This is a genomic window from Agrobacterium sp. (assembly GCF_059499945.1).
Window position 1 is genome coordinate 1 of sequence record NZ_JCABZP010000002.1, and the last position, 22,936, is coordinate 22,936.

At 58.0% G+C, this 22,936-nt stretch carries 36 protein-coding genes; 31 read left to right on the forward strand and 5 right to left on the reverse strand.

What is annotated here, in order from left to right; translation table 11 throughout:
* The 28 genes from AC5I5B_RS00960 to rplQ all read left to right on the forward strand — a co-directional run.
* Positions 1 to 71 (forward strand): EF-Tu C-terminal domain-related protein (locus AC5I5B_RS00960; RefSeq protein WP_143541087.1); only part of this gene is annotated, 71 nt, incomplete at its 5' end.
* A 311-nt stretch (positions 72 to 382) separates the two neighbouring features.
* Complete coding sequence (gene rpsJ, locus AC5I5B_RS00965; RefSeq protein ID WP_003507767.1) at positions 383 to 691, forward strand: 30S ribosomal protein S10; 309 nt, start codon at positions 383 to 385, stop codon at positions 689 to 691.
* Positions 692 to 895: 204 nt separating this feature from the next.
* Complete coding sequence (gene rplC, locus AC5I5B_RS00970) at positions 896 to 1,537, forward strand: 50S ribosomal protein L3 (RefSeq protein ID WP_003507769.1); 642 nt, start codon at positions 896 to 898, stop codon at positions 1,535 to 1,537.
* 12 nt (positions 1,538 to 1,549) lie between these two features.
* The gene (gene rplD, locus AC5I5B_RS00975; protein WP_003495173.1) at positions 1,550 to 2,170 is read left to right on the forward strand and encodes a 50S ribosomal protein L4; all 621 of its coding nucleotides are present in this window, start codon (positions 1,550 to 1,552) and stop codon (positions 2,168 to 2,170) included.
* Entirely contained in the window at positions 2,167 to 2,460 is a 294-nt protein-coding gene (locus AC5I5B_RS00980; RefSeq protein WP_003495178.1) for a 50S ribosomal protein L23, read from the forward strand. Before rplD ends, AC5I5B_RS00980 begins: the two co-directional genes overlap by 4 nt.
* Before the next feature lie 43 nt (positions 2,461 to 2,503).
* A complete protein-coding gene (gene rplB, locus AC5I5B_RS00985) occupies positions 2,504 to 3,340 on the forward strand; it encodes a 50S ribosomal protein L2 (RefSeq protein ID WP_003507771.1) in 837 nt (278 codons plus the stop codon).
* 15 nt (positions 3,341 to 3,355) lie between these two features.
* Positions 3,356 to 3,634: a 30S ribosomal protein S19 gene (gene rpsS / locus AC5I5B_RS00990; protein WP_003507772.1), complete on the forward strand. Its 279-nt coding sequence runs from the start codon at positions 3,356 to 3,358 to the stop codon at positions 3,632 to 3,634.
* Between the two features lie 2 nt (positions 3,635 to 3,636).
* Entirely contained in the window at positions 3,637 to 4,026 is a 390-nt protein-coding gene (rplV, locus tag AC5I5B_RS00995; protein WP_003495184.1) for a 50S ribosomal protein L22, read from the forward strand.
* The gene (rpsC, locus tag AC5I5B_RS01000) at positions 4,026 to 4,757 is read left to right on the forward strand and encodes a 30S ribosomal protein S3 (RefSeq protein WP_003507773.1); all 732 of its coding nucleotides are present in this window, start codon (positions 4,026 to 4,028) and stop codon (positions 4,755 to 4,757) included. The genes rplV and rpsC overlap by 1 nt, the downstream gene beginning before the upstream one ends.
* A 38-nt stretch (positions 4,758 to 4,795) precedes the next feature.
* Positions 4,796 to 5,209: a 50S ribosomal protein L16 gene (gene rplP, locus AC5I5B_RS01005; RefSeq protein ID WP_003507774.1), complete on the forward strand. Its 414-nt coding sequence runs from the start codon at positions 4,796 to 4,798 to the stop codon at positions 5,207 to 5,209.
* A gap of 12 nt (positions 5,210 to 5,221) precedes the next feature.
* A complete protein-coding gene (gene rpmC / locus AC5I5B_RS01010) occupies positions 5,222 to 5,422 on the forward strand; it encodes a 50S ribosomal protein L29 (RefSeq protein WP_003495193.1) in 201 nt (66 codons plus the stop codon).
* An 11-nt stretch (positions 5,423 to 5,433) separates the two neighbouring features.
* Positions 5,434 to 5,670 carry a 30S ribosomal protein S17 gene (gene rpsQ, locus AC5I5B_RS01015; RefSeq protein ID WP_003495195.1) on the forward strand — a complete coding sequence of 79 codons (237 nt, stop codon included), beginning with the start codon at positions 5,434 to 5,436 and terminating at the stop codon, positions 5,668 to 5,670.
* Positions 5,671 to 5,905: 235 nt separating this feature from the next.
* Positions 5,906 to 6,274: a 50S ribosomal protein L14 gene (gene rplN / locus AC5I5B_RS01020; RefSeq protein WP_003495199.1), complete on the forward strand. Its 369-nt coding sequence runs from the start codon at positions 5,906 to 5,908 to the stop codon at positions 6,272 to 6,274.
* Between the two features lie 12 nt (positions 6,275 to 6,286).
* Positions 6,287 to 6,595: a 50S ribosomal protein L24 gene (gene rplX, locus AC5I5B_RS01025; RefSeq protein ID WP_003495200.1), complete on the forward strand. Its 309-nt coding sequence runs from the start codon at positions 6,287 to 6,289 to the stop codon at positions 6,593 to 6,595.
* Entirely contained in the window at positions 6,588 to 7,142 is a 555-nt protein-coding gene (gene rplE, locus AC5I5B_RS01030) for a 50S ribosomal protein L5 (RefSeq protein ID WP_003507784.1), read from the forward strand. The genes rplX and rplE overlap by 8 nt, the downstream gene beginning before the upstream one ends.
* Positions 7,143 to 7,175: 33 nt before the next feature.
* Positions 7,176 to 7,481, forward strand: coding sequence for a 30S ribosomal protein S14 (gene rpsN, locus AC5I5B_RS01035; protein WP_003507785.1), 306 nt, complete (start codon positions 7,176 to 7,178; stop codon positions 7,479 to 7,481).
* 12 nt (positions 7,482 to 7,493) lie between these two features.
* Positions 7,494 to 7,892 carry a 30S ribosomal protein S8 gene (gene rpsH, locus AC5I5B_RS01040; RefSeq protein ID WP_003507786.1) on the forward strand — a complete coding sequence of 133 codons (399 nt, stop codon included), beginning with the start codon at positions 7,494 to 7,496 and terminating at the stop codon, positions 7,890 to 7,892.
* A 43-nt stretch (positions 7,893 to 7,935) separates the two neighbouring features.
* Positions 7,936 to 8,469 carry a 50S ribosomal protein L6 gene (rplF, locus tag AC5I5B_RS01045; protein WP_003495204.1) on the forward strand — a complete coding sequence of 178 codons (534 nt, stop codon included), beginning with the start codon at positions 7,936 to 7,938 and terminating at the stop codon, positions 8,467 to 8,469.
* Positions 8,470 to 8,481: 12 nt separating this feature from the next.
* Positions 8,482 to 8,844, forward strand: coding sequence for a 50S ribosomal protein L18 (rplR, locus tag AC5I5B_RS01050; RefSeq protein ID WP_003507787.1), 363 nt, complete (start codon positions 8,482 to 8,484; stop codon positions 8,842 to 8,844).
* 119 nt (positions 8,845 to 8,963) lie between these two features.
* Positions 8,964 to 9,533: a 30S ribosomal protein S5 gene (gene rpsE / locus AC5I5B_RS01055; RefSeq protein ID WP_003495208.1), complete on the forward strand. Its 570-nt coding sequence runs from the start codon at positions 8,964 to 8,966 to the stop codon at positions 9,531 to 9,533.
* Between the two features lie 11 nt (positions 9,534 to 9,544).
* Positions 9,545 to 9,751, forward strand: a complete 207-nt coding sequence (rpmD, locus tag AC5I5B_RS01060; RefSeq protein WP_003495212.1) for a 50S ribosomal protein L30 — start codon at positions 9,545 to 9,547, stop codon at positions 9,749 to 9,751.
* Positions 9,752 to 9,767: 16 nt separating this feature from the next.
* On the forward strand, positions 9,768 to 10,247 hold the full coding sequence (gene rplO, locus AC5I5B_RS01065) for a 50S ribosomal protein L15 (protein ID WP_003507788.1): 480 nt from the start codon (positions 9,768 to 9,770) through the stop codon (positions 10,245 to 10,247).
* A 331-nt stretch (positions 10,248 to 10,578) separates the two neighbouring features.
* On the forward strand, positions 10,579 to 11,919 hold the full coding sequence (secY, locus tag AC5I5B_RS01070; protein ID WP_003507789.1) for a preprotein translocase subunit SecY: 1,341 nt from the start codon (positions 10,579 to 10,581) through the stop codon (positions 11,917 to 11,919).
* A complete protein-coding gene (locus tag AC5I5B_RS01075) occupies positions 11,916 to 12,506 on the forward strand; it encodes an adenylate kinase (RefSeq protein WP_003507790.1) in 591 nt (196 codons plus the stop codon). Before secY ends, AC5I5B_RS01075 begins: the two co-directional genes overlap by 4 nt.
* A 299-nt stretch (positions 12,507 to 12,805) precedes the next feature.
* Entirely contained in the window at positions 12,806 to 13,174 is a 369-nt protein-coding gene (rpsM, locus tag AC5I5B_RS01080) for a 30S ribosomal protein S13 (protein WP_003507791.1), read from the forward strand.
* A gap of 138 nt (positions 13,175 to 13,312) precedes the next feature.
* Positions 13,313 to 13,702 (forward strand): 30S ribosomal protein S11, encoded by a 390-nt coding sequence (rpsK, locus tag AC5I5B_RS01085; RefSeq protein ID WP_003495225.1) that lies wholly within the window; start codon positions 13,313 to 13,315, stop codon positions 13,700 to 13,702.
* Positions 13,703 to 13,897: 195 nt separating this feature from the next.
* A complete protein-coding gene (locus AC5I5B_RS01090; RefSeq protein WP_003495228.1) occupies positions 13,898 to 14,908 on the forward strand; it encodes a DNA-directed RNA polymerase subunit alpha in 1,011 nt (336 codons plus the stop codon).
* 119 nt (positions 14,909 to 15,027) lie between these two features.
* Positions 15,028 to 15,453: a 50S ribosomal protein L17 gene (gene rplQ / locus AC5I5B_RS01095; RefSeq protein ID WP_003495230.1), complete on the forward strand. Its 426-nt coding sequence runs from the start codon at positions 15,028 to 15,030 to the stop codon at positions 15,451 to 15,453.
* 203 nt (positions 15,454 to 15,656) lie between these two features.
* Here the strand turns inward: rplQ and AC5I5B_RS01100 are convergent, their stop codons facing one another.
* Positions 15,657 to 16,529, reverse strand: a complete 873-nt coding sequence (locus AC5I5B_RS01100; RefSeq protein WP_111835043.1) for a DUF817 domain-containing protein — start codon at positions 16,527 to 16,529, stop codon at positions 15,657 to 15,659.
* A gap of 55 nt (positions 16,530 to 16,584) precedes the next feature.
* Between AC5I5B_RS01100 and AC5I5B_RS01105 the strand changes: the two genes are divergently transcribed.
* Positions 16,585 to 17,013, forward strand: coding sequence for a ribosomal maturation YjgA family protein (locus AC5I5B_RS01105; protein ID WP_112958746.1), 429 nt, complete (start codon positions 16,585 to 16,587; stop codon positions 17,011 to 17,013).
* Here AC5I5B_RS01105 and msrQ read toward each other — a convergent pair.
* Positions 16,967 to 17,614, reverse strand: a complete 648-nt coding sequence (msrQ, locus tag AC5I5B_RS01110) for a protein-methionine-sulfoxide reductase heme-binding subunit MsrQ (protein ID WP_111835045.1) — start codon at positions 17,612 to 17,614, stop codon at positions 16,967 to 16,969. The genes AC5I5B_RS01105 and msrQ overlap by 47 nt on opposite strands.
* 2 nt (positions 17,615 to 17,616) lie before the next feature.
* Positions 17,617 to 18,558, reverse strand: a complete 942-nt coding sequence (gene msrP, locus AC5I5B_RS01115) for a protein-methionine-sulfoxide reductase catalytic subunit MsrP (protein WP_111835046.1) — start codon at positions 18,556 to 18,558, stop codon at positions 17,617 to 17,619.
* A 312-nt stretch (positions 18,559 to 18,870) separates the two neighbouring features.
* Between msrP and ilvD the strand changes: the two genes are divergently transcribed.
* On the forward strand, positions 18,871 to 20,706 hold the full coding sequence (gene ilvD / locus AC5I5B_RS01120) for a dihydroxy-acid dehydratase (protein ID WP_003507800.1): 1,836 nt from the start codon (positions 18,871 to 18,873) through the stop codon (positions 20,704 to 20,706).
* A gap of 61 nt (positions 20,707 to 20,767) precedes the next feature.
* On the opposite strand, the gene AC5I5B_RS01125 is transcribed toward ilvD, so the two are convergent.
* A complete protein-coding gene (locus tag AC5I5B_RS01125) occupies positions 20,768 to 21,250 on the reverse strand; it encodes a GNAT family N-acetyltransferase (protein ID WP_111835047.1) in 483 nt (160 codons plus the stop codon).
* 229 nt (positions 21,251 to 21,479) lie between these two features.
* On the opposite strand from AC5I5B_RS01125, the gene AC5I5B_RS01130 reads away from it, so the two are divergent.
* Entirely contained in the window at positions 21,480 to 22,481 is a 1,002-nt protein-coding gene (locus AC5I5B_RS01130; protein ID WP_112958745.1) for a serine hydrolase domain-containing protein, read from the forward strand.
* Positions 22,482 to 22,497: 16 nt separating this feature from the next.
* Here the strand turns inward: AC5I5B_RS01130 and AC5I5B_RS01135 are convergent, their stop codons facing one another.
* A complete protein-coding gene (locus tag AC5I5B_RS01135; RefSeq protein ID WP_003507804.1) occupies positions 22,498 to 22,848 on the reverse strand; it encodes a lysozyme inhibitor LprI family protein in 351 nt (116 codons plus the stop codon).
* Between the last annotated feature and the right edge of the window lie 88 nt (positions 22,849 to 22,936).

Below are 22,936 nucleotides of genomic sequence, written 5' to 3' on the forward strand. Positions count from 1 at the left end.
AGCTGCGCTTCGCTATCCGCGAAGGCGGCCGTACCGTCGGCGCCGGCATCGTGGCCTCGATCGTCGAGTAATTTCGACCATTGAAATTCTGACTGGCGGCGGTGTGAACAACACCGCCGCCGGCCTTTTAGTAAAAAGCCTGGCGGCGTTGCATTTTTAGTGCTTGAAAAATTCGGTGAAAGCGCGTAAACGCGCACTCACAATCACCGCTGGATTCGCAAGCGATTGCGGAGCGCGGTGTTTTTAGCAATACAGACTACCGAAATGATTGGGGTGTAACGCTCATCCCTCTCGATTTTTGAAAATCTGCGGCGCCACGATCAATAGAAGTTCATGTGTTTCCGCGTGCGGAAACGAATAACAAAGAACAAGGACAAGACGAATGAACGGCCAGAATATCCGTATCCGCCTCAAGGCGTTCGATCACCGGATCCTCGATGCCTCTACCCGTGAAATCGTGTCGACCGCAAAGCGCACCGGCGCCAGCGTTCGCGGCCCGGTTCCGCTCCCCACCCGCATCGAAAAGTTTACCGTCAACCGCTCTCCCCACGTTGATAAGAAGAGCCGTGAACAGTTCGAAATGCGGACGCACAAGCGTCTTCTCGATATCGTTGACCCCACCCCGCAGACTGTCGATGCTTTGATGAAGCTCGACCTCGCTGCTGGCGTTGACGTGGAAATCAAGCTCTAAGACCCGGCCCGATCCATCCAAGGTGAGGGCTGAAGTAACAAGGCCGGGCTTCACCCTCGGGTGAAGGCCAATAACAAGGAAGGTACGTGGAGAAATCCAACGACTTCCAAACCGGAGACCGGAAACATCGTGAGATGTCGAAGGGCACTCCTTAACAAAGGCCAGAGAGGGTTTTCCCTTCAAGGCTCGCAAGAGGATGAACCAATGCGTTCAGGTGTGATTGCACAGAAAGTGGGTATGACACGCGTCTATAACGACGCAGGTGAACATATCCCTGTAACAGTATTGCGACTGGATAACGTACAAGTCGTTGCCCAGCGCACGGAAGACAAGAATGGCTACACCGCAGTTCAGCTCGGTGCCGGCCAGTCCAAGGTCAAGAACACGACGAAGGCGCTTCGCGGTCATTTTGCCGCTGCCAACGTCGAGCCGAAAGCCAAGCTCGTCGAGTTCCGGGTTTCCCCCGAGAACCTGATCGACATCGGTGCAACACTGACCGCAAATCATTTTCAGTCCGGCCAGCTGGTCGACGTCACTGGAACCACGATCGGTAAAGGTTTTGCCGGTGCTATGAAGCGTCACAACTTCGGTGGTGGCCGCGCTTCGCACGGTAACTCCGTATCGCACCGTGCACACGGTTCGACCGGTAACAACCAGGATCCGGGCCGCGTCTGGAAGGGCAAGCGCATGGCTGGTCATATGGGCCAGACGCGCGTTACGACCCAGAACCTCGAAGTCGTTTCGACCGATGAAGACCGTGGCCTCATCCTCGTGAAGGGTGCAGTTCCCGGCTCGAAGGGTTCCTGGATCATCGTCCGCGACGCCGTCAAGTCGGCTGCGAAGTAAGGGAGCCTTATCATGGAATTGAACGTCAAAACCCTCGAGGGAAAAGACGCCGGCAAGGTTTCTCTGTCGGATGAGATCTTCGGCCTCGACCCCCGCCAGGACATCCTGGCCCGTATGGTTCGCTGGCAGCTTGCAAAGAAGCAGCAGGGAACCCACAAGTCCAAGAACCGGTCGGAAGTTTCCCGCACCGGCGCGAAGATGTACAAGCAGAAGGGTACGGGCCGCGCTCGTCACCATTCGGCTCGCGCACCGCAGTTCCGCGGCGGCGGCAAGGCCCACGGCCCGGTCGTTCGCAGCCACGCACATGACCTTCCCAAGAAGGTTCGTGCGCTTGCTCTGCGTCACGCCCTGTCTGCAAAGCTGAAGGCTGAAGAACTGATCATCGTCGATCAGCTCGTCGCGTCCGAAGCAAAGACCAAGGCTCTGCTGGGCAGCTTCGCTTCGCTTGGCCTGACCAACGCTCTCGTCATCGGTGGCGCCGAACTTGATGGCAACTTCAAGCTCGCTGCTCAGAACATCCCGAATGTGGACGTTCTGCCGGTACAGGGCATCAATGTTTACGACATCCTGCGCCGTGGCAAGCTGGTGCTTTCCAAGGCTGCTGTAGAGGCTCTGGAGGAGCGGTTCAAATGACGGATCTTCGCCACTACGATGTGATCGTATCTCCTTCGATCACGGAAAAGTCGACGCTGGTATCCGAACAGAACCAGGTCGTATTCAACGTCGCCAAAAGCGCTTCCAAGCCTGAAATCAAGGCTGCCGTGGAAGCTCTCTTCGGCGTCAAAGTCACGGCTGTGAACACGCTTATCCGCAAGGGTAAGACCCGTCGTTTCCGTGGGTTCGCCGGTAAGCTTAAGGACGTCAAGAAAGCCGTCGTTACGCTCGCCGAAGGTCAATCCATCGACGTGTCCACCGGACTCTAAAGGTTAGGCCCAAGCGGGCAAAGACCCAAAAGGGAACAAGAATATGGCATTGAAAAGTTTCAATCCGACCACGCCGAGCCAGCGTCAGCTGGTTATCGTGGACCGCGCTTCGCTCTACAAGGGCAAGCCGGTAAAGGCTCTCACCCAGGGCCTCAGCTCCAAGGGTGGCCGTAACAACCAGGGCCGGATCACCGTCCGTTTCCAGGGTGGCGGTCACAAGCGGACCTACCGTCTGGTTGACTTCAAGCGTCGCAAGTTCGACGTTGAAGGCACCGTTGAACGTTTGGAATACGACCCCAACCGCACCGCGTTCATCGCGCTGGTTACGTATACCGACGGCGAACAGGCTTACATTCTCGCGCCACAGCGTCTCGCTGCCGGTGACAAGGTGATCGCCTCCGACAAGGCAGTGGACGTGAAGCCCGGCAACACCATGCCGCTTCAGTACATTCCTGTTGGTTCGATCATCCACAACGTCGAGATGAAGCCGGGCAAGGGCGGTCAGATCGCTCGCTCCGCCGGTACGTATGTCCAGCTCGTCGGCCGCGATGCCGGTATGGCCATCCTGCGTCTCAACTCGGGCGAACAGCGTCTGGTGCACGGCTCCTGCCTCGCATCGATCGGCGCTGTTTCGAACTCGGATCACGGCAACATCAACGACGGTAAAGCCGGTCGTTCGCGTTGGCGTGGCAAGCGTCCGCACGTTCGCGGCGTCGTCATGAACCCGGTCGACCACCCGCACGGTGGTGGTGAAGGTCGCACGTCGGGTGGTCGCCACCCGGTTACTCCGTGGGGCAAGCCCACGAAGGGCAAGCGCACCCGTTCGAACAAGTCGACCGACAAGTTCATCATGCGCTCGCGCCATCAGCGTAAGAAGTAAGAGAGGTAGTCACTAATGGCTCGTTCAGTATGGAAAGGTCCGTTTGTTGACGGCTATCTTCTCACCAAGGCTGAGAAGGTGCGCGAGAGCGGACGTAACGAAGTAATCAAGATCTGGAGCCGTCGCTCCACGATCCTGCCGCAGTTCGTTGGTCTGACGTTCGGCGTCTACAACGGCAGCAAGCATGTGCCCGTCTCCGTCAACGAAGACATGGTCGGACACAAGTTCGGTGAATTCTCTCCGACCCGTACCTATTACGGTCACGGCGCGGACAAGAAGGCAAAGAGGAAGTAATCATGGCGAAGGCTAAGACCGAACGCCGGCTGAAGGACAATGAGGCTCAGGCCATTGCCCGTACGCTCCGCGTCAGCCCCCAGAAACTGAACCTGGTTGCCGCTCTTATCCGTGGCAAGAAGGTTGATCGCGCTCTCGCCGAGCTCGAATTCTCCCGCAAGCGCATTGCAGGCACCGTCAAGAAGACGCTCGAATCTGCAATTGCCAATGCGGAAAACAACCATGACCTCGACGTCGACGCTCTCGTCGTCGCCGAGGCCTATGTTGGCAAGTCCATCACCATGAAGCGTTTCCACGCCCGTGGCCGTGGTCGTGCTTCCCGCATTGAAAAGCCGTTCTCTCACCTCACGATCGTTGTTCGTGAAGTTGAGGAAAAAGGGGAGGCCGCATAATGGGTCAGAAAATCAATCCGATTGGCTTCCGCCTCGGCATCAACCGTACCTGGGACAGCCGCTGGTACGCTGACACCGCTGAATACGGCAAGCTTCTGCATGAAGACCTGAAGATCCGGGCTTACCTGATCAAGGAACTCAAGCAGGCCGGCATCGCCAAGGTCGTCATCGAGCGTCCGCACAAGAAGTGCCGCGTCACGATCCACTCGGCTCGTCCGGGTCTGATCATCGGCAAGAAGGGTGCAGACATCGAGAAGCTTCGCAAGAAGCTTTCCGAGATGACCAACTCCGAAACGCACCTCAACATCGTTGAAGTGCGCAAGCCGGAAATCGACGCGACGCTGGTTGCCCAGTCGATCGCTCAGCAGCTCGAGCGCCGCGTGGCTTTCCGCCGTGCGATGAAGCGTGCTGTTCAGTCCGCAATGCGTCTTGGCGCCGAAGGCATCAAGATCACCTGCGGCGGCCGTCTCGGTGGTGCAGAAATCGCTCGTACCGAATGGTACCGCGAAGGTCGCGTTCCGTTGCACACGCTGCGTGCGGACATCGACTACGGCACAGCCGAAGCTGAAACCGCATTCGGTATCTGCGGCATCAAGGTCTGGATCTTCAAGGGCGAAATCCTTGAGCACGATCCGATGGCTTCTGAGCGTCGCGGTCTCGAAGGCGACGCACAGGGCCCTGCAAGCCGTGAGCGTGGCGATCGTTCCGATCGTCGTCGCGAAAACGCTTGATTGACGCTGGCGAAAGATAAGCTCGGAGAAGTAAGAAAATGTTGCAGCCAAAGCGTACTAAGTACCGTAAGCAGTTCAAGGGACGCATCAAAGGCGTCGCCAAGGGCGGCTTTGACCTGGCATTCGGTGAATTCGGCTTGAAGTCGCAGGAACCGAACCGCGTGAATGCACGCGAGATCGAAGCGGCCCGCCGCGCGATCACGCGTTACATGAAGCGCGCAGGTCGTGTGTGGATCCGCGTATTCCCCGACGTTCCGGTTACGGCCAAGCCGACCGAAGTTCGTATGGGTAAGGGCAAGGGTTCGGTCGATTACTGGGCATGCAAGGTCAAGCCCGGTCGTATGATGTTCGAGATCGACGGTGTTACCGAGGAGATCGCCCGTGAGGCGCTTCGTCTCGGCGCTGCCAAGCTCTCGGTCAAGACGCGCTTCGTACAGCGCATCGCAGAGTAAGGAGCAAGGCACATGAAAGCCGATGAAGTTCGCGGCCTCAGCGCCGACCAGCTCAAGGACAAGCTCGCCGATCTGAAGAAGGAGCAGTTCAACCTGCGCTTCCAGAAGGCAACTGGTCAGCTGGAGAAGTCCTCGCGCATCAACGAAGTCCGCAAGGATATCGCCCGCGTTAAAACCATTGCCCGCCAGAAGGCGGCAGAAGCCAAGGCCTAAGGAAAAATAATATGCCGAAACGCATTCTGCAGGGCGTCGTAGTGTCCGACAAGAACGAGAAGACTGTCGTAGTTCGTGTTGAGCGTCGATTCGCTCACCCGCTGCTTCAGAAGACCGTTCGTCGTTCGAAGAAGTACAAGGCACACGACGAGAACAATCAGTATAAGGTCGGCGATGTCGTTTCCATCGAGGAATGCGCACCGATCTCCAAGGACAAGCGCTGGACGGTTGTATCCGCCCAGGCTTAATTTCATCAGAATCGCGCCAGGTCTCTTGAACTTGGCGCGAATTCCTGTATGAAGCACCGCAAGGACGCTCGTGAATCGAGCGTCTTTTGCTTTGATGCGCACGGAAGGTCCTTCGGGAAACCACCCTGTCACGACATTTCCGCGCAAGACGAAGATATATTCATAAGCTGGGGCAGGGGGCTCGCTCGGGAGAGTTTGCCCAACCGTTCCGGTAACAACAAGAAGGCGACCTGACATGATTCAGATGCAAACAAACCTCGACGTGGCGGATAATTCCGGCGCACGTCGTGTCATGTGCATCAAGGTGCTGGGCGGCTCGAAGCGCAAATATGCTTCTGTTGGCGACATTATTGTCGTTTCCATCAAGGAAGCTATTCCGCGCGGCCGCGTCAAGAAGGGCGACGTGATGAAGGCGGTTGTCGTTCGCACCGCCAAGGACATCCGTCGCGCTGACGGCAGCGTCATCCGTTTCGATAACAACGCAGCCGTTCTTATCGACAACAAGAAAGAGCCGATCGGCACCCGTATCTTCGGACCGGTTCCGCGCGAACTTCGCGCCAAGAACCACATGAAGATCATCTCGCTGGCTCCAGAAGTGCTGTAAGGAGCTATAGCGATGCAGAAAATTCGTAAAGGCGACAAAGTTGTCGTATTGACCGGTAAGGACAAGGGCCGTACCGGCGAAGTAATCCAGGTGATGCCGAAAGAAGACCGTGCCGTTGTGCGTGGCGTAAACATGGTGAAGCGTCACCAGCGCCAGACCCAGGCACAGGAAGCCGGCATCATCAACAAGGAAGCATCCTTGCACATCTCCAACATCGCCATCGTCGACAAGGATGGCAAGCCGACCCGCGTTGGTTTCTCTGTTGTGGATGGCAAGAAGGTCCGCGTGGCCAAGCGTTCGGGAGAAGTGATCGATGGCTGATAAGTACGAGCCGCGTCTCAAGACGGAATACGTTTCCCGTATCCGTGGCGCCATGCAGGAGAAGTTCTCCTACGCCAACGTGATGATGATCCCGAAGCTTGAAAAGATCGTGATCAACATGGGTGTTGGCGAGGCAACTGCCGACTCCAAGAAGCCCACGATTGCTGCCGCCGATCTGGCTGCAATTGCTGGCCAGAAGCCGGTCGTTACCCGCGCTCGCAACTCGATCGCTGGTTTCAAGGTTCGCGAAGGCATGCCGATCGGTGCGAAGGTTACCCTTCGTGGCGCACGCATGTACGAATTCCTTGATCGTCTGGTCAACATCGCGCTGCCGCGCGTTCGCGACTTCCGGGGCCTGAACCCGAAGAGCTTTGACGGCCGTGGCAACTTCGCCATGGGCATCAAGGAACACATTGTGTTCCCTGAGATCAACTACGATAAGGTTGATCAGATGTGGGGCATGGACATCATCGTTTGCACGACGGCGACGTCGGACGACGAAGCTCGGGCTCTGCTGACAGAGTTCAACTTCCCGTTCCGTCACTAACCGTAACGACGAGCGTAGAAAAGGAACTCCGATATGGCGAAAACAAGCGCAGTTGAAAAGAACAAGCGCCGCCGCAAGTCGGTCGCCCAGCAGGCCGCCAAGCGCGCTGCACTGAAGGCGATCGTGATGAACCAGTCCCTTCCGATCGAAGACCGGTTCAAGGCCACTCTGAAGCTCGCTTCGCTGCCGCGTGACGGCTCGAAGACGCGTATCCGCAACCGCTGCGAAGTAACGGGCCGTCCGCGCGCGTTCTATCGCAAGCTCAAGATGTCGCGTATCGCGCTTCGTGAGCTGGGCAATTCCGGCAAGGTGCCGGGCATTGTCAAGTCGAGCTGGTAAGGAGACGGGCACATGACCATGACTGATCCTTTGGGTGATATGCTCACCCGCATCCGCAATGGTGCCGCTCGCCGCAAGTCTGCGGTAAGCACGCCTGCTTCCAGCCTCCGCGCACGCGTTCTCGACGTGCTGCAGGCTGAAGGCTACATTCGCGGTTATTCCAAGGTCGATTTCGAAAACGGCAAGTCCGAATTCACGATCGAGCTGAAGTACTACGAAGGCGCGTCCGTGATCCGTGAGATCGGCCGCGTTTCCAAGCCGGGCCGCCGGGTTTATGTCTCGGTAAAGTCCATTCCGCAGGTCGCGAACGGCCTCGGCATCACCATCCTTTCGACCCCGAAGGGCGTGATGGCCGATCACCAGGCTCGCGAACAGAACGTTGGTGGCGAGGTTCTTTGCTCGGTCTTCTAAGACCCGAGCAAGGATCTCCATAACGAACAGACAGGATTGAATAATGTCTCGTATCGGTAAAAAGCCCGTTCCGGTTCCCGCAGGTGTGACGGCCAATGTCGACGGCCAGAAGGTCACTGCGAAGGGCCCGAAGGGTGAACTGTTTTTCGTCGCTAACGACGACATTCAGCTGAAGCTCGAAGATAACGGCGTTTCCGTAACGCCGGCTAACGGCACCAAGGAAGCTCGTTCGAAGTGGGGCATGTCCCGCACGATGATCGAGAACATCTTCAAGGGTGTTAAGGACGGTTACGAGCGCAAACTCGAAATCAACGGCGTCGGTTACCGTGCCGCCATGCAGGGCAAGAACCTGCAGCTGGCTCTCGGCTTTTCCCACGACGTGGTTTACGAGCCGCCGGTCGGCATCACCATTGCCGTTCCGAAGCCGACGGAAATCATCGTTTCCGGCATCAACAAGCAGCAGGTTGGCCAGGTAGCCGCGGAAATCCGCGAATACCGCGGTCCCGAGCCCTACAAGGGTAAGGGCGTGAAGTACGCTGAAGAGCGTATTGTCCGCAAAGAAGGCAAGAAGAAGTAAGGATCACGCGAAATGGCTAGCAGGAAAGAAGCACTTGCACGTCGCGCGAGCCGTGTGCGCCGCCAGATCAAGGCGGTTGCCAACGGCCGCCCGCGCCTGTCGGTTCATCGCTCGTCGAAGAACATCTACGCCCAGATCATCGATGACGTTGCTGGCAAGACGCTTGCGTCTGCCTCCACGCTCGAAGCAGATCTGCGCGGCTCGCTCAAGACTGGCGCCGACGTTGCAGCAGCAGCTGTCGTAGGCAAGCTGGTTGCCGAGCGTGGCGTCAAGGCTGGCGTCAAGGATGTCGTATTCGATCGTGGCGCGTTCATCTATCACGGCCGCATCAAGGCCCTGGCAGACGCTGCCCGCGAAAGCGGTCTGAACTTCTGATTTTTTTCCGCCCGGACAACGATCCGGGCGGAATTTCACCGGGCCATGCGGGTCTCCTCAAAGAGGCCGGTGGTCTTTTCGTTTGCCGTTCCACCCGTAAAAGAAAAAGGACAAGGACAATGGCACAGGAAAAAAGAGGTTCTCGCGACGATCGCCAGAACCGTGAAGAGCGCGATAGCGAATTCGTCGACAAGCTGGTCGCGATCAACCGCGTTGCAAAGGTTGTTAAGGGTGGCCGTCGCTTCGGCTTCGCCGCTCTCGTCGTCGTCGGCGACCAGAAGGGCCGCGTTGGCTTCGGTCACGGCAAGGCTCGCGAAGTTCCGGAAGCCATCCGTAAGGCTACCGAGAGCGCCAAGCGCGATCTGATCTTCGTTCCGCTGCGCGATGGCCGCACGCTGCATCACGACGTCAATGGCCGTCACGGCGCAGGCAAGGTTCTGCTGCGTTCGGCCAAGGCCGGTACCGGTATCATCGCCGGTGGCCCGATGCGCGCTGTTTTCGAAACCCTGGGTGTTCACGACGTTGTTGCCAAGTCGACCGGTTCTTCGAACCCGTACAACATGGTTCGCGCAACGTTCGACGCTCTGAAGCATCAGGTTCATCCGAAGGACATCGCTGCACAGCGCGGTCTCAAGTATGCGACGCTTCAGGCTCGTCGTGCCGCCTCCGGCAACGCTTCTGAAGAATAAGGAGCTGGATCATGGCCAAGAAGACTACTGAAGCCAAGAAGACTGTTACGGTCGAACAGATCGGCAGCCCTATTCGCCGCCCGGCAATCCAGCGTCAGACGCTGGTCGGTCTGGGTCTCAACAAGATGCATCGTCAGCGCACCCTGGAAGATACTCCTGCGGTTCGCGGCATGATCCGTGCGGTCCAGCATCTCGTTCGCGTCGTTGACGAGAAGTGAGACGGAGTAACCTATCATGAAACTCAATGAAATCAGAGACAACGAAGGCTCCTCCAAGGACCGTATCCGCGTAGGTCGCGGTATCGGTTCCGGCAAGGGCAAGACCGGTGGTCGCGGTGTGAAGGGTCAGAAGGCTCGTTCGGGCGTCGCCATCAACGGTTTTGAAGGCGGTCAGATGCCAATCTACCGTCGTCTGCCGAAGCGCGGTTTCAACAACATCTTCGCTTCCGAATATGTTGTCGTATCGCTCGGCCGCATTCAGACCGCTATCGACGCCAAGAAGCTTGACGCTTCCGCAACGATCGATGCTGCAGCTCTCAAGGCTGCCGGCATCATCCGTCGCGCCAAGGACGGCGTTCGCATTCTCGCTGACGGCGAGCTGAAGGCAAAGGTCGCTTTCGAAGTTGCCGGCGCTTCCAAGCCTGCAATCGAAAAGATCGAAAAGGCCGGCGGCTCGATCAAGCTTCTCGCTGTTGCAGTAGAAGCTTCCGAGTAATATATACACTTCAGACGCCCGGGGCGCATAGTCGCTCCGGGCGTTTGCGCTCCCTGGCCTATGGTGCTTTCGATCTAAATCGATTTATAGAGCATCAGGGCAATCTCTTCGCGGTGTGCTTCCTTGGCCCCGCTTGCGGCAGAAAGTGCTGCAGGGAGAGCCTCACAGTTCTTGAACTTCCGTAGGGGAGGGGATAGGACATAAAAAACAGGGTGAGGCATGATGGCGGTCGAGAGCCGCATTTGTCCGAAGCCCGGTTTTGACCAGTATCTTTTAGACCTTTCCGCATCGGCCGGTTGCGCTGGCTGGCAAGGGTCATTCGGAGAAATTTATGGCTTCAGCAGCGGAACAACTGGCTTCGAACCTGAATTTTTCGACCTTCGCTAAGGCGGAGGATCTGAAAAAGCGTCTCTGGTTTACTCTTGCCGCACTTCTCGTCTACCGTCTCGGCACCCATATTCCGCTTCCGGGCCTGAACCCCGAAGCCTATGCGCAGGCCTTCCGTGGCCAGGCCAACGGTATTCTCGGTCTTTTCAACATGTTTGCGGGTGGCGCTGTCGAGCGCATGGCGATCTTCGCCCTCGGCATCATGCCTTACATCTCCGCTTCGATCATCGTGCAGCTCATGACGTCGGTCGTGCCGTCGCTCGAAGCGTTGAAGAAGGAAGGCGAAGCCGGCCGCAAGATCATCAACCAGTACACCCGCTACGGCACGGTGCTGCTCGGCACGCTGCAGGCCTATGGCATTGCGGTCGGCCTTGAAAGCGGCAACGGCCTTGTGGTCGATCCCGGCTGGTTCTTCCGCGTTTCCACCGTCATCACGCTGCTCGGCGGCACGATGTTCCTGATGTGGCTCGGTGAGCAGATCACTTCGCGTGGTATCGGCAACGGTATTTCGCTGATCATCTTCGCGGGTATTGCCGCAGGCCTGCCCAAGGCGCTCGCCGGCACGCTCGAACTCGGCCGTACCGGTGCGCTTTCGACCCCGCTCATCCTGATGGTTGTCGTGGTCGCCATCGGTGTCATCGCTCTTATCGTCTTCGTGGAGCGCGCCCAGCGCCGTCTGCTCATTCAATATCCGAAGCGACAGGTCGGCAACCGGATGTTCCAGGGCGATACTTCGCATCTGCCGCTGAAGCTCAACACGGCCGGCGTCATTCCCGCGATCTTCGCATCTTCGCTGCTGCTTCTGCCGGCAACGGCTGCTGGTTTTGCCGGCAACACCAACCTGCCGGCCTGGGCGACTTCGATCATCGCGTCGCTGCAGCACGGACAGCCGCTGTTCATGGCGCTCTATGGCCTGCTGATCGCGTTCTTCGCGTTTTTCTATACGGCGATAGTCTTCAATCCGAAGGACACCGCAGATAACCTCAAGAAGCATGGCGGCTTCATTCCGGGCATTCGTCCGGGCGAGCGCACCGCGGAGTACATTGATTACGTCCTGACCCGTATCACCGTGGTCGGCGCGATTTATCTGGTCTTCGTGTGTATCCTTCCTGAGACACTTATCGCACGCACGGGCATTCCATTAGCCCTTGGTGGTACTTCGCTTTTGATCGTTGTCAGTGTAACTCTGGATACGGTTGCGCAGATTCAGGGCCACCTGATCGCGCAGCAATATGAAGGGCTGATCAAGAAGTCGAAGTTGCGTGGAGGAAAGAGGGGACGATGAGACTGATATTTTTGGGTCCGCCGGGTGCGGGCAAGGGAACCCAGGCCAAGCGCCTGACTGATAAGTACGGGATCCCGCAGCTTTCCACCGGTGACATGCTTCGCGCTGCGGTCAGCGCGGGCACCGAAATCGGCAAACGCGCCAAGGCCGTCATGGACGCCGGCGGGCTTGTTTCCGACGATATCGTCAATCAGATCGTTTCCGAACGCATCGAAGCACCGGACTGTGCCAAGGGCTTTATTCTGGACGGCTATCCGCGCACCGTTCCGCAGGCCAAGGCGCTTGCAGACAACATGCGCAAGAAGAATCTGGTCCTAGATGCCGTTATCGAACTCAAGGTCGACGAAGAGGCGTTGATTCGCCGAATCGAAAACCGTGTGGCTGAAACCATTGCCGCCGGCGGCACGGTTCGCTCGGATGACAATCCGGAAGCGTTCCGCAAGCGCCTGACGGAATATCGCGAGAAGACCGCGCCGCTGTCTGCCTATTACAGCGAACAGGGCGAACTCGTAACGCTTGACGGTATGGCTGACGTCGATGCTGTCACCGAGGCCATCGAGCGCGTTCTCGAGAAAGCCTCCGCCTGATCATGGAGCGGATGGGCGAGGCTGTTGTGTTCTTGCCCATATCTCGCTTCCGCATGGCGACTGATCCTTTGGATCGCAAAAGAATCTTGGCGGAGCCGGTTGCTTTTTTGCGCTGATTCCGTTAAACACCGCGCCAACTCGCGACATCCCAAGCGACTGGCGCGGATTTCCCTGAGGGAAGGGAGATCCGGGTTCGGTCGTTTTGACTTGTCGCGGACATCAATTTTGAACTGGCGGTCTCGGCCGCTCGAATGGAATCACCACTTGCCGGATGGCAACTGGAACCAAGGAGAAAAGACGTGGCACGTATCGCTGGCGTCAACATCCCGACTGCAAAGCGCGTTGTTATTGCGCTGACCTACATTCACGGGATTGGTCCGAAATTCGCGCAGGAAATCATGGACAAGGTCGGTCTTCCGGCTGACAAGCGCGTTCATCAGCTGACGGATGCTGAAGTTCTTCAGATCCGCGAAGCCATCGACCGCGACTACCAGGTCGAAGGTGACCTGCGTCGCGATACGTCGATGAACATCAAGCGTTTGATGGACCTCGGCTGCTACCGCGGCCTGCGTCACCGTCGTGGCCTTCCGGTCCGCGGTCAGCGCACGCACACCAACGCCCGCACCCGTAAGGGTCCGGCGAAGGCTATCGCTGGTAAGAAGAAGTAATTTTCCGGTTCTCCGGAAAGGGGAGGCTGGTGCAGTCCGCGCCAGCCTTTCTGAGTTTGGCGTGAAGCTCGGATACGGGTCGATCGCCGGTGTAGCCGCTGGTGTTACGGCGGTGAAGAGATCAATGAAAGGTATAAAATGGCCAAGGAAGCCGCACGCGTTCGCCGTCGCGAACGTAAAAATATTACGTCGGGCGTCGCGCACGTCAACTCGACCTTCAACAACACGATGATCACCATCACCGACGCACAGGGCAATGCTATTGCCTGGTCGTCTGCTGGTGCCAAGGGCTTCAAAGGTTCGCGTAAGTCGACCCCGTTCGCTGCCCAGATCGCTGCTGAAGATTGCGCGAAGAAGGCTCAGGAACACGGCATGAAGTCGCTTGAAGTTGAAGTTTGCGGTCCGGGTTCCGGTCGTGAATCGGCACTTCGCGCTCTGCAGGCTGCCGGTTTCATGATCACCTCCATTCGCGACGTGACGCCGATCCCGCACAACGGTTGCCGTCCGCGCAAGAAGCGCCGCGTCTGACGCGACCGTGGTTCGGAAATTCCGCCTTTCCCCAGGTCAGGCGGAATTTTCGTGTATCTGGCGTGTGCGCGTCGATTTCGATCGACGGACTTGCGCTCAAGAACCCACCGATGAACCACTGAATTAGGTTCCTCTCGGTGTTTTCATGCTCGGTCCGTCACGATTGGATGGTGGCGGCGAACGGAAGGTTTAAAGATGATTCAGAAGAACTGGCAGGAACTTATCAAGCCGAACAAGGTCGAGTTCACCTCGTCCAGCCGCACCAAGGCAACGCTCGTTGCCGAGCCGCTGGAACGTGGTTTCGGCCTCACCCTCGGCAACGCGCTGCGTCGCGTTCTGTTGTCTTCTCTGCGCGGCGCCGCTGTTACGGCCGTGCAGATCGACGGTGTCCTGCACGAATTCTCCTCCATCCCCGGCGTTCGGGAAGATGTGACGGATATCGTGCTCAACATCAAGGAAATCGCCATCAAGATGGATGGCGACGATTCCAAGCGCATGGTCGTGCGCAAGCAGGGCCCAGGTGCCGTAACCGCTGGTGATATCCAGACGGTTGGCGACATCGAGATCCTGAACCCCGACCACGTGATCTGCACGCTTGATGATGGCGCTGAAATCCGCATGGAATTCACCGTCAACAACGGCAAGGGTTACGTACCGGCTGAGCGCAACCGCGCGGAAGATGCCCCGATTGGCCTCATTCCGGTGGACAGCCTCTATTCTCCGGTCAAGAAAGTGTCCTACAAGGTGGAAAACACCCGTGAAGGTCAGGTTCTCGACTATGACAAGCTGATCATGACGATCGAGACCAACGGTTCGGTTTCCGGCGAAGACGCCGTTGCCTTCGCCGCTCGTATTCTTCAGGACCAGCTCGGCGTCTTCGTCAACTTCGACGAGCCGCAGAAGGAAGCAGAAGAAGAATCGGTTACCGAACTCGCGTTCAACCCGGCGCTTCTCAAGAAGGTCGACGAGCTGGAGCTGTCGGTTCGTTCGGCTAACTGCCTGAAGAACGACAACATCGTCTATATCGGCGACCTGATCCAGAAGACCGAAGCCGAAATGCTTCGCACGCCGAACTTTGGTCGCAAGTCGCTGAACGAAATCAAGGAAGTTCTCGCTTCCATGGGTCTGCACCTCGGTATGGAAGTACCGGCATGGCCGCCTGAGAACATCGAAGATCTCGCCAAGCGTTACGAAGACCAGTACTAACAATCAAAAAGGCAGACCCTTTAAAGACTGCCTTTCCCCGTCAAACAGCAGGTAAGTCACCTGCATGTGCCAGGAAACGGCAGGTCCGGATAGGAAGCCTGCACTAAAGGAGAATAGCAATGCGCCACGGAAATTCAGGCCGCAAGCTCAATAGAACCGCCAGCCACCGCAAGGCAATGTTTGCCAACATGGCTGCTTCGCTCATCACCCATGAGCAGATCGTAACCACCCTTCCGAAGGCGAAGGAAATCCGTCCGATCGTCGAGCGTCTCGTGACCCTCGGCAAGCGCGGCGACCTGCACGCTCGTCGTCAGGCGATCTCGCAGATCAAGGATCAGGACGCCGTTCGCAAGCTGTTCGACGCGATCGCTTCGCGTTACGCAACCCGCAACGGCGGCTACCTGCGTATCATGAAGGCCGGCTTCCGCCAGGGCGACAACGCGGCTCTCGCCGTTGTTGAATTCGTCGAGCGCGATGTTGATGCCAAGGGCGCAGCCGACAAGGCTCGCGTTGCCGCAGAAGCTGCTGCTGCCGAAGCCGCATAAGTTCTGACGCCTTCAGGCGTCGTGAATTAAAAAGCCGGGTGAGAGATCACCCGGCTTTTTTGCGTTCGTCTATTGGGAGTAGGAGCAGTTGGGACTTCCGCCATCGCAAAGGTTTGATGGGGGAGGGAGCGCCTCAGTTCCGAAGGTATAGTTCAGGGCTGCGAACCATCCGCTCAAACGTAACCCTGAAGGAAAGTATAGTCTCACTCCGGAACGTGGATGCGGCCCTTGATGTGCTTGAGGTGCGCGACAATTGTAAAGGTCATGATGACCAGCAGCGACCATGAACTCCACTTTCCGATGTGGACGACGGACCAGGCGCCGATTTGATCGGGGTATTTCCAGATGCCGAAGAAGGTGGAGATGTTTTCCGCCAGCCAGACGAAAAAGCCGATCAGGACGAAGGAGAGAAGCAGAGGCATCTTGCGGTCGCGATCATAGGGGCGGTAAACGACGGTGGCGCGGGAATAGAGGCCGATGGTGCAGGCGGCGATGTACCAGCGGTAATCGCCGATGAAGTGATGGGTGAAGAAGTTGGCGTAGATGGCGATACCGATCAGGGTCGCCATCCAGTAGGCGGGATAGTGGCGAATGCGCACATCCAGCAGCCGCCACGCCTGAATGATGTAGCTGCCGACGGCGGCATACATGAAACCGGAAAAGAGCGGTACGCCTAGCACTTTGGTGTAGGCGAAATCCGGATAAGACCATGACTGGATGGCGCTCGACGTCTTGAACACTTCCAGTGCGAAGCCGACGATATGGAACAGCAGGATGGCCTTGGCCTCGTCAAGCGTTTCGAGCCTGCTCCAGATCATGAAGAACTGGATGCCGAGCGCAATGATCAGCAGCACGTCATATCGGGGAATGCCGAGCACGCCGCCATGCGGCACCACGAAGATGGAGACGAAGAACAAGCCCGCGAACATGCAGGCCCGTGCCTCCTTGATGCCGAAATACAGAAACTCTACGATAAAACGCCTGATGCCCTTGAGTTCGCCCCAGGGATAGGTATCGCAGAGCAGATTGTCCAAGACGGAGAGGCGACTTGCGGCCGGGCTTGTTGTTGTGCTCATTTCCGTCCCCGATCTCAGTTCGTTACCTTTCATACGAAAACCCGAAGGAAGCCGTATGGGCCTGCCGCGCGTATCCCCATCTTATTTAGCCCGCATCCGGTTTCTGGCGGCGGCGATGGCGGTGATCGTCTGCGGCCTTTGCCTGCGGACCTTCGGTTACGATGTGGGACTGCCGTTCGTGGCGGTAAAATATGGCGGATCAGTGCTCTGGGGTGCGATGGTTTATCTGTTGCTGGCGACCGTCTTTCCCTACCGTTGGCGTGGCTATGAGGTCCATGCCGCCATTATTGCGGCTATCCTCGTGGAACTCGTCCGGCTTGTTCATTTCCCGGCGCTGGATGGGTTTCGCGCAACGACCTCCGGCGCTTTGCTGCTCGGCCGTGTTTTTTCGCTGTGGAATATAGTCTGTTATATCGCGGGAATTGGGGCCGCCCCCATTATGGCCGGACGGGTCTGGCGCGTTTCGCCCTCTTCATCGCCATGATCGACGGCCGAACCAGCCGGTATCCGAGCAACACCACCATCGTGCTGATATAAAATACCGGCTCCAGCGTGATCGATTTTCGCGCCAGCACGAAATGCAGCACGCCGACGATGAGCACGAGATAGACGAGTTTGTGCAGCGTGTTCCAGCGGCTGCCAAGCTTGCGGATCGACCAGCGGTTGGAGGTGAGCGCAAGTGGAATGAGCATGGTAAGCCCTGCCATGCCGAGCATGATATAGGGCCGTTTCAGAATATCGCCGGCGATGGAGCTGATGATCAGGCCACGGTCCAGCACCAGATAGACGGTGAAATGCGCCAGCACGTAATAAAAGGCGATCAGCCCCAGAGCGCGGCGATAGGCGATGAGGTTGATATTGAACAGGTCGCGCAGCGGCGTCACCAGAAGCCCGAGACAGAGGAAACGCAGCGCCCAGATGCCGAGCAGGTGCTCGAAATCCTTGACCGGATTGAAGCCGAGACCACCGGTTGCGGCGAGGTAGAAATACCAGACGCCCGGACAGAGGCCGATCGCATAAAGCGACCAGATAGCCGCCGGCTGATAACGCTTCGGCAGCGACGGAAGCGAAAAGGCGAGGGCCATGGTCAGTAATTCGCTTTCAGGTCCATGCCGCTATAGAGGCCTGCTACCTCGTCATAACCGTTGAACATCAGGGTAGGGCGGTTCTGGGTGCCGAAAAAGCCGCCTTCGCCGATGCGCTGTTCCGTCGCCTGGCTCCAGCGCGGATGGTCCACATGCGGATTGACGTTAGAGTAGAAGCCATATTCGCGGGCGTTGGAGTTTTTCCACGTCGTTTCCGGCTGTTTCTCGGTCAATGAAATCCGGACGATGGATTTGATGCCCTTGAAACCGTATTTCCACGGAACAACGAGGCGGATGGGCGCACCATTCTGGTTCGGCAGCGTTTCGCCGTAAAGGCCGACGGCGAGGATGGTTAGCGGATGGCGTGCCTCATCGAGGCGCAGACCCTCGACATAGGGCCAGGACAAAGGCTGGAACAGACCGCTCTGGCCGGGCATTTCTTCCGGCCGCACCACGGTTTCGAAGGAGACGTATTTCGCGCTGCCAAGCGGCTCCACCTTGTCGAGCAGCGCGGCGAGAGGGAAACCGATCCATGGAATAACCATCGACCAGCCCTCGACACAGCGCATGCGATAGGTACGCTCTTCGAGCTGATATTTCATCAGCTCTTCGATGCCGAATTCCTGCGGTTTGGAGACAAGGCCATCCACCTTCACGGTCCATGGGGTGGGCTTGAACTTGCCGGAATTTTCCTTGGGGTCGGATTTTCCGACGCCGAATTCGTAAAAATTGTTGTAGCTGGTGACGGCGTCGAGCGGGGTGAGCTTTTCATCCAGCTTGTAGGCGCCGGGTTTCGCCGCAAGCGGAGCGGCAATTGCCTCTCGGCCGCCAAGCCCGATTGCCGCAAGTCCTGCCGCCGTACCGAGGAAGCCGCGTCGGGACAGGTAGATATTCTTCGGCGTGATTTCTGTAGCCGCGATCAGGGGCGGACGATAGGCGGGCATTTCAACCTCCACAAAAGTCGGGTGCATCGGCGATAAATCGATTATGATAGGCTATACGGCTGCTGCACAGATATGTTTCAGCGCGTCGTGCAAAAACAACGGCCGGGCGGCGGAAATCGCGCATTTGTGATAAGTGGTCGCGTGAATTGCTGCACCGGGAAGCGGCGTACCGTACCGAACCGTACTGTTTTGCCTGAAGGTGACAGTGACAGGGCTTGCGGTTTGCGCTAGAAAAACCGCAAAATAGGGCAGGAGCTATTTTTACCGCCTTTGCGGCAATGCGCTCTTCGCCATGAGATCGAGGAAAACACCATGCCAGCCTATCGCTCAAGAACGACAACCCACGGCCGCAACATGGCGGGCGCGCGCGGCCTGTGGCGCGCCACCGGCATGAAGGACAGCGATTTCGGCAAGCCGATCATCGCTGTCGTCAATTCCTTCACGCAGTTCGTGCCGGGCCATGTGCATCTGAAGGATCTTGGCCAGCTCGTTGCCCGCGAAATCGAAGCGGCAGGCGGCGTGGCCAAGGAATTCAACACCATCGCGGTTGATGACGGCATCGCCATGGGCCATGACGGCATGCTCTATTCGCTGCCGTCGCGCGAAATCATCGCTGACTCGGTGGAATACATGGTCAATGCCCATTGCGCCGATGCGATGGTGTGCATTTCCAACTGCGACAAGATCACGCCCGGCATGCTGAATGCGGCGATGCGCCTCAACATTCCTGCCGTCTTCGTTTCCGGCGGTCCCATGGAAGCGGGCAAGGTCGTTCTGCACGGCAAGACGGTCGCGCTTGATCTGGTCGACGCCATGGTTGCGGCAGCAGATGACAAGATTTCCGACGAGGACGTGAAGGTCATCGAGCGTTCGGCCTGCCCGACCTGCGGTTCCTGCTCCGGCATGTTCACCGCCAATTCGATGAACTGTCTGACCGAAGCTCTGGGTCTGTCATTGCCCGGCAACGGTTCGACGCTCGCCACCCATTCGGATCGCCGGCGGCTGTTTGTCGAAGCCGGTCACCTGATCGTTGATCTGGCGCGCCGTTATTACGAGCAGGACGACGAGACCGTTCTGCCGCGCACGATTGCCAACAAGGCGGCGTTCGAAAACGCCATGTCGCTGGATATCGCCATGGGCGGCTCCACCAATACGGTTCTGCATATTCTCGCAGCAGCCCATGAGGGCGGTGTCGATTTCGGCATGGAAGACATCGATCGTCTTTCCCGCAAGGTTCCCTGCCTTTCCAAGGTGGCGCCTGCCAAGCAGGACGTGCACATGGAAGACGTTCACCGTGCGGGTGGCATCATGCGTATTCTCGGTGAGCTGGAACGCGGCGGCCTCATCAACCGCGATACCTATACGGTGCACGAAGCGACGCTTGGCGATGCCATCGACCGCTGGGACATCACCCGCACCAACAGCGAGACGGTGCGTGAATTCTTCAAGGCTGCCCCCGGCGGCGTGCCGACACAGGTGGCTTTCAGCCAGTCCTCGCGTTGGGACGATCTGGATACAGATAGCGACAACGGCGTCATCCGCTCGGTCGAAAAGCCCTTCTCCAAGGATGGTGGTCTGGCCGTGCTTTACGGCAACATCGCGCTCGACGGCTGCATCGTGAAAACTGCGGGTGTTGACGAATCCATCCTGAAATTCACCGGCCCGGCGGTCGTTTACGAAAGCCAGGACGCAGCGGTGAAGGGCATTCTCGGCAACGAGGTCAAGGCGGGCGACGTCGTCGTCATCCGTTATGAAGGACCGAAGGGCGGCCCGGGCATGCAGGAAATGCTCTATCCGACCAGCTACCTGAAATCCAAGGGCCTCGGCAAAGCCTGCGCGCTCATCACCGACGGTCGTTTTTCGGGCGGTACTTCTGGCCTTTCCATCGGCCATGCCTCGCCGGAAGCGGCGCAGGGCGGCGCAATCGGCCTCGTGCGTCAGGGTGACCTGATCGAGATCGATATTCCGAACCGCACCATCAATCTCAGGGTAGCGGATTCGGAACTGGCTTCGCGCCGCGCCGAACAGGAAGAGCTGGGCTGGAAGCCGGAAGCACCGCGCAAGCGCAATGTCACGACGGCGCTGAAGGCCTATGCGGCCTTTGCGTCCAGCGCGGACAAGGGCGCGGTGCGGATTCTGCCGGAGTAATTTCCGCATTTGTGGTATGCTTTAAAGCCGCCGTTGATTAACGGCGGCTTTTTTGTGCCGATCACTCTTTATCGAGCCGATAAGGTCGAAGCGGCACAACTTTTCTCCGTTGCCTGCAAAGGGCAGTTGCACGGCCGGTCGCAACAAAACCCAGCTTGTCCATCAGACGGTGCGACGCCCTGTTGTCAAATAGGGGATTGGCATGCAGGGTCTTGATGCCCATGTGCTGAAAGGCATAATCGATGACGAGGCGTCCGGCTTCTTCTCCGTAGCCCTTTCCCCAAACACGGCGATCAAGCCAAAGACCGAATTCGCCTGAAAGGCCGATGAGACCGACCAGCCTGCCGTCATCCACCGCCCATACCGGGAGCCGGCGTTCAGCAATGCGCCTGATCAGACGCCGTGCATCATCGGGTTCGAAAGGGTAGGTCGTGCGCAGCAGATTGCGCAATATGAGCAGGTCGTTCGTCAGCCGGGCGAGCGGCGGCGAGTCCGTCATCTTAAAAGGTCGGAGGACAAGGCGTGATGATTTCAATTGCGGCATCGTTTCCCGTCTTTTGCATTTGTGGCAGGGCGATAGTCCTCAAGATCAGAAACTGATTCAAGCGCTTCGCATCTCGATTCCGGAATGCATGGCAACGCCTTGTTTTCATGAAGGTTCCGGTGGACTATCAAATTGCGGTATGGGAATGCGGTACTTGAAATATGGTCACATTGGAGTGATTGGCGGAGTTACCTCTTTTCATCGCCGTATGGCTTACTAGCTCAGTGACATGAAAAGACGAACCGCACTCGCCCTCATTGCGTCCCTGCCTTTTGCTGAACTTGCCCGCGCGCAAAGCTCCAGCAATGGCATCCGTTTCGATCCGTTGCTGAGGGAGGCGGACGCGCTTTCCAGCCTCAGGACGGTTCTAGTCAGCATTGACGGCGAGGAGGTCGCAAGCCGCGCCTATCATGGGGCCAGCGTGAATGGCTCCACCAATATCAAGTCGGCCTCGAAATCGATCATTTCGGCGCTGGTCGGCATGGCGATTGATCGCAAGATCATTGAGAGTGCAGACCAGCCGATTGCGACAGTTCTGCGCGGCGATTTTCCGCCAAGTCCCGATCCCCGGCTGGAACGGATCACCATCGGCAACCTCTTGTCCATGCAGTCAGGTCTGGAGCGCATGTCCGGGCCGAATTACGGCCGCTGGGTCGCCAGCCGCAACTGGGTTCGGATGGCGCTGGGTTCCGGTTTTGTCGGAGAACCGGGCGGCGGCATGCTCTATTCCACGGGTTCCACGCATCTGCTCTCGGCGATATTGACCAGGGCCTCCGGCCGCTCGACGCTTGCTCTGGCGCGTGACTGGTTTCGTCCGCTCAAGGGATTTGCGATCGGCGGCTGGGAGCGTGATCCGCAGGGTGTCTATCTCGGCGGCAACCAGATGGCGATGACGGCGCGATCGTTGCTGGCCTTCGGCGAGCTTTACCGGCGTGGCGGGACGACACCGGAGGGCGAGCGACTGATTTCGCAAGGCTGGATCGACCAGTCCTGGCAGCAGCGCACAAATTCGGTCTTCAACGGCGACGGATATGGTTATTGCTGGTTCATCAAGGAAATGGCGGGCGAAACGGTCTATTACGCCTGGGGTTATGGCGGGCAGATGCTCTATATCGTTCCCACGAGGCGGCTATCCGTCGTGATGACCTCTCGTGAGGATGCACCTTCCGCCAGAACCGGTTATCGCGATCAGTTGCATGGCCTCATGGAAGTCATCATCCGTGCGGTGTAAGGGCAGGTGATAATGGTCAGAGCGGCCTGTTGATGCTCTGGAACGCCTCTCCGAGACGTTTCATGCGCTCCTCATAGGCGGCTGTCAGGCAGGCAACGTCGGCTGAACACTCCTGACGTTTCTTCAGCCATTTGCTCTGTTCGTCGCGCAGCGTGTCGCGTGCACCCATGGCCATCAGCTGGGTGAGGATGTCGAAGGTGGTGGCCATCTTCACATCCTGATCGTTGAGGGCACGGTTGTCGCAGATCGCCTTTTCATCTGCGGCCAGATCGGTCTTTGCGCAGTCGAAGCTTGCAGCAGCGGCCGGCGAAACGAGGGAGGAGGCGAGGAGCAGGCCGCAGGCGAGGAGGGGCTTTTTCAAATCCATGACGTGTCTCTTTGAGAAATGCTGTTGCGGATGAAACCGGAAAGGCGGCTCGCTGGTTCCATTTCGCTGTTGCCATGATTTGGGAAAA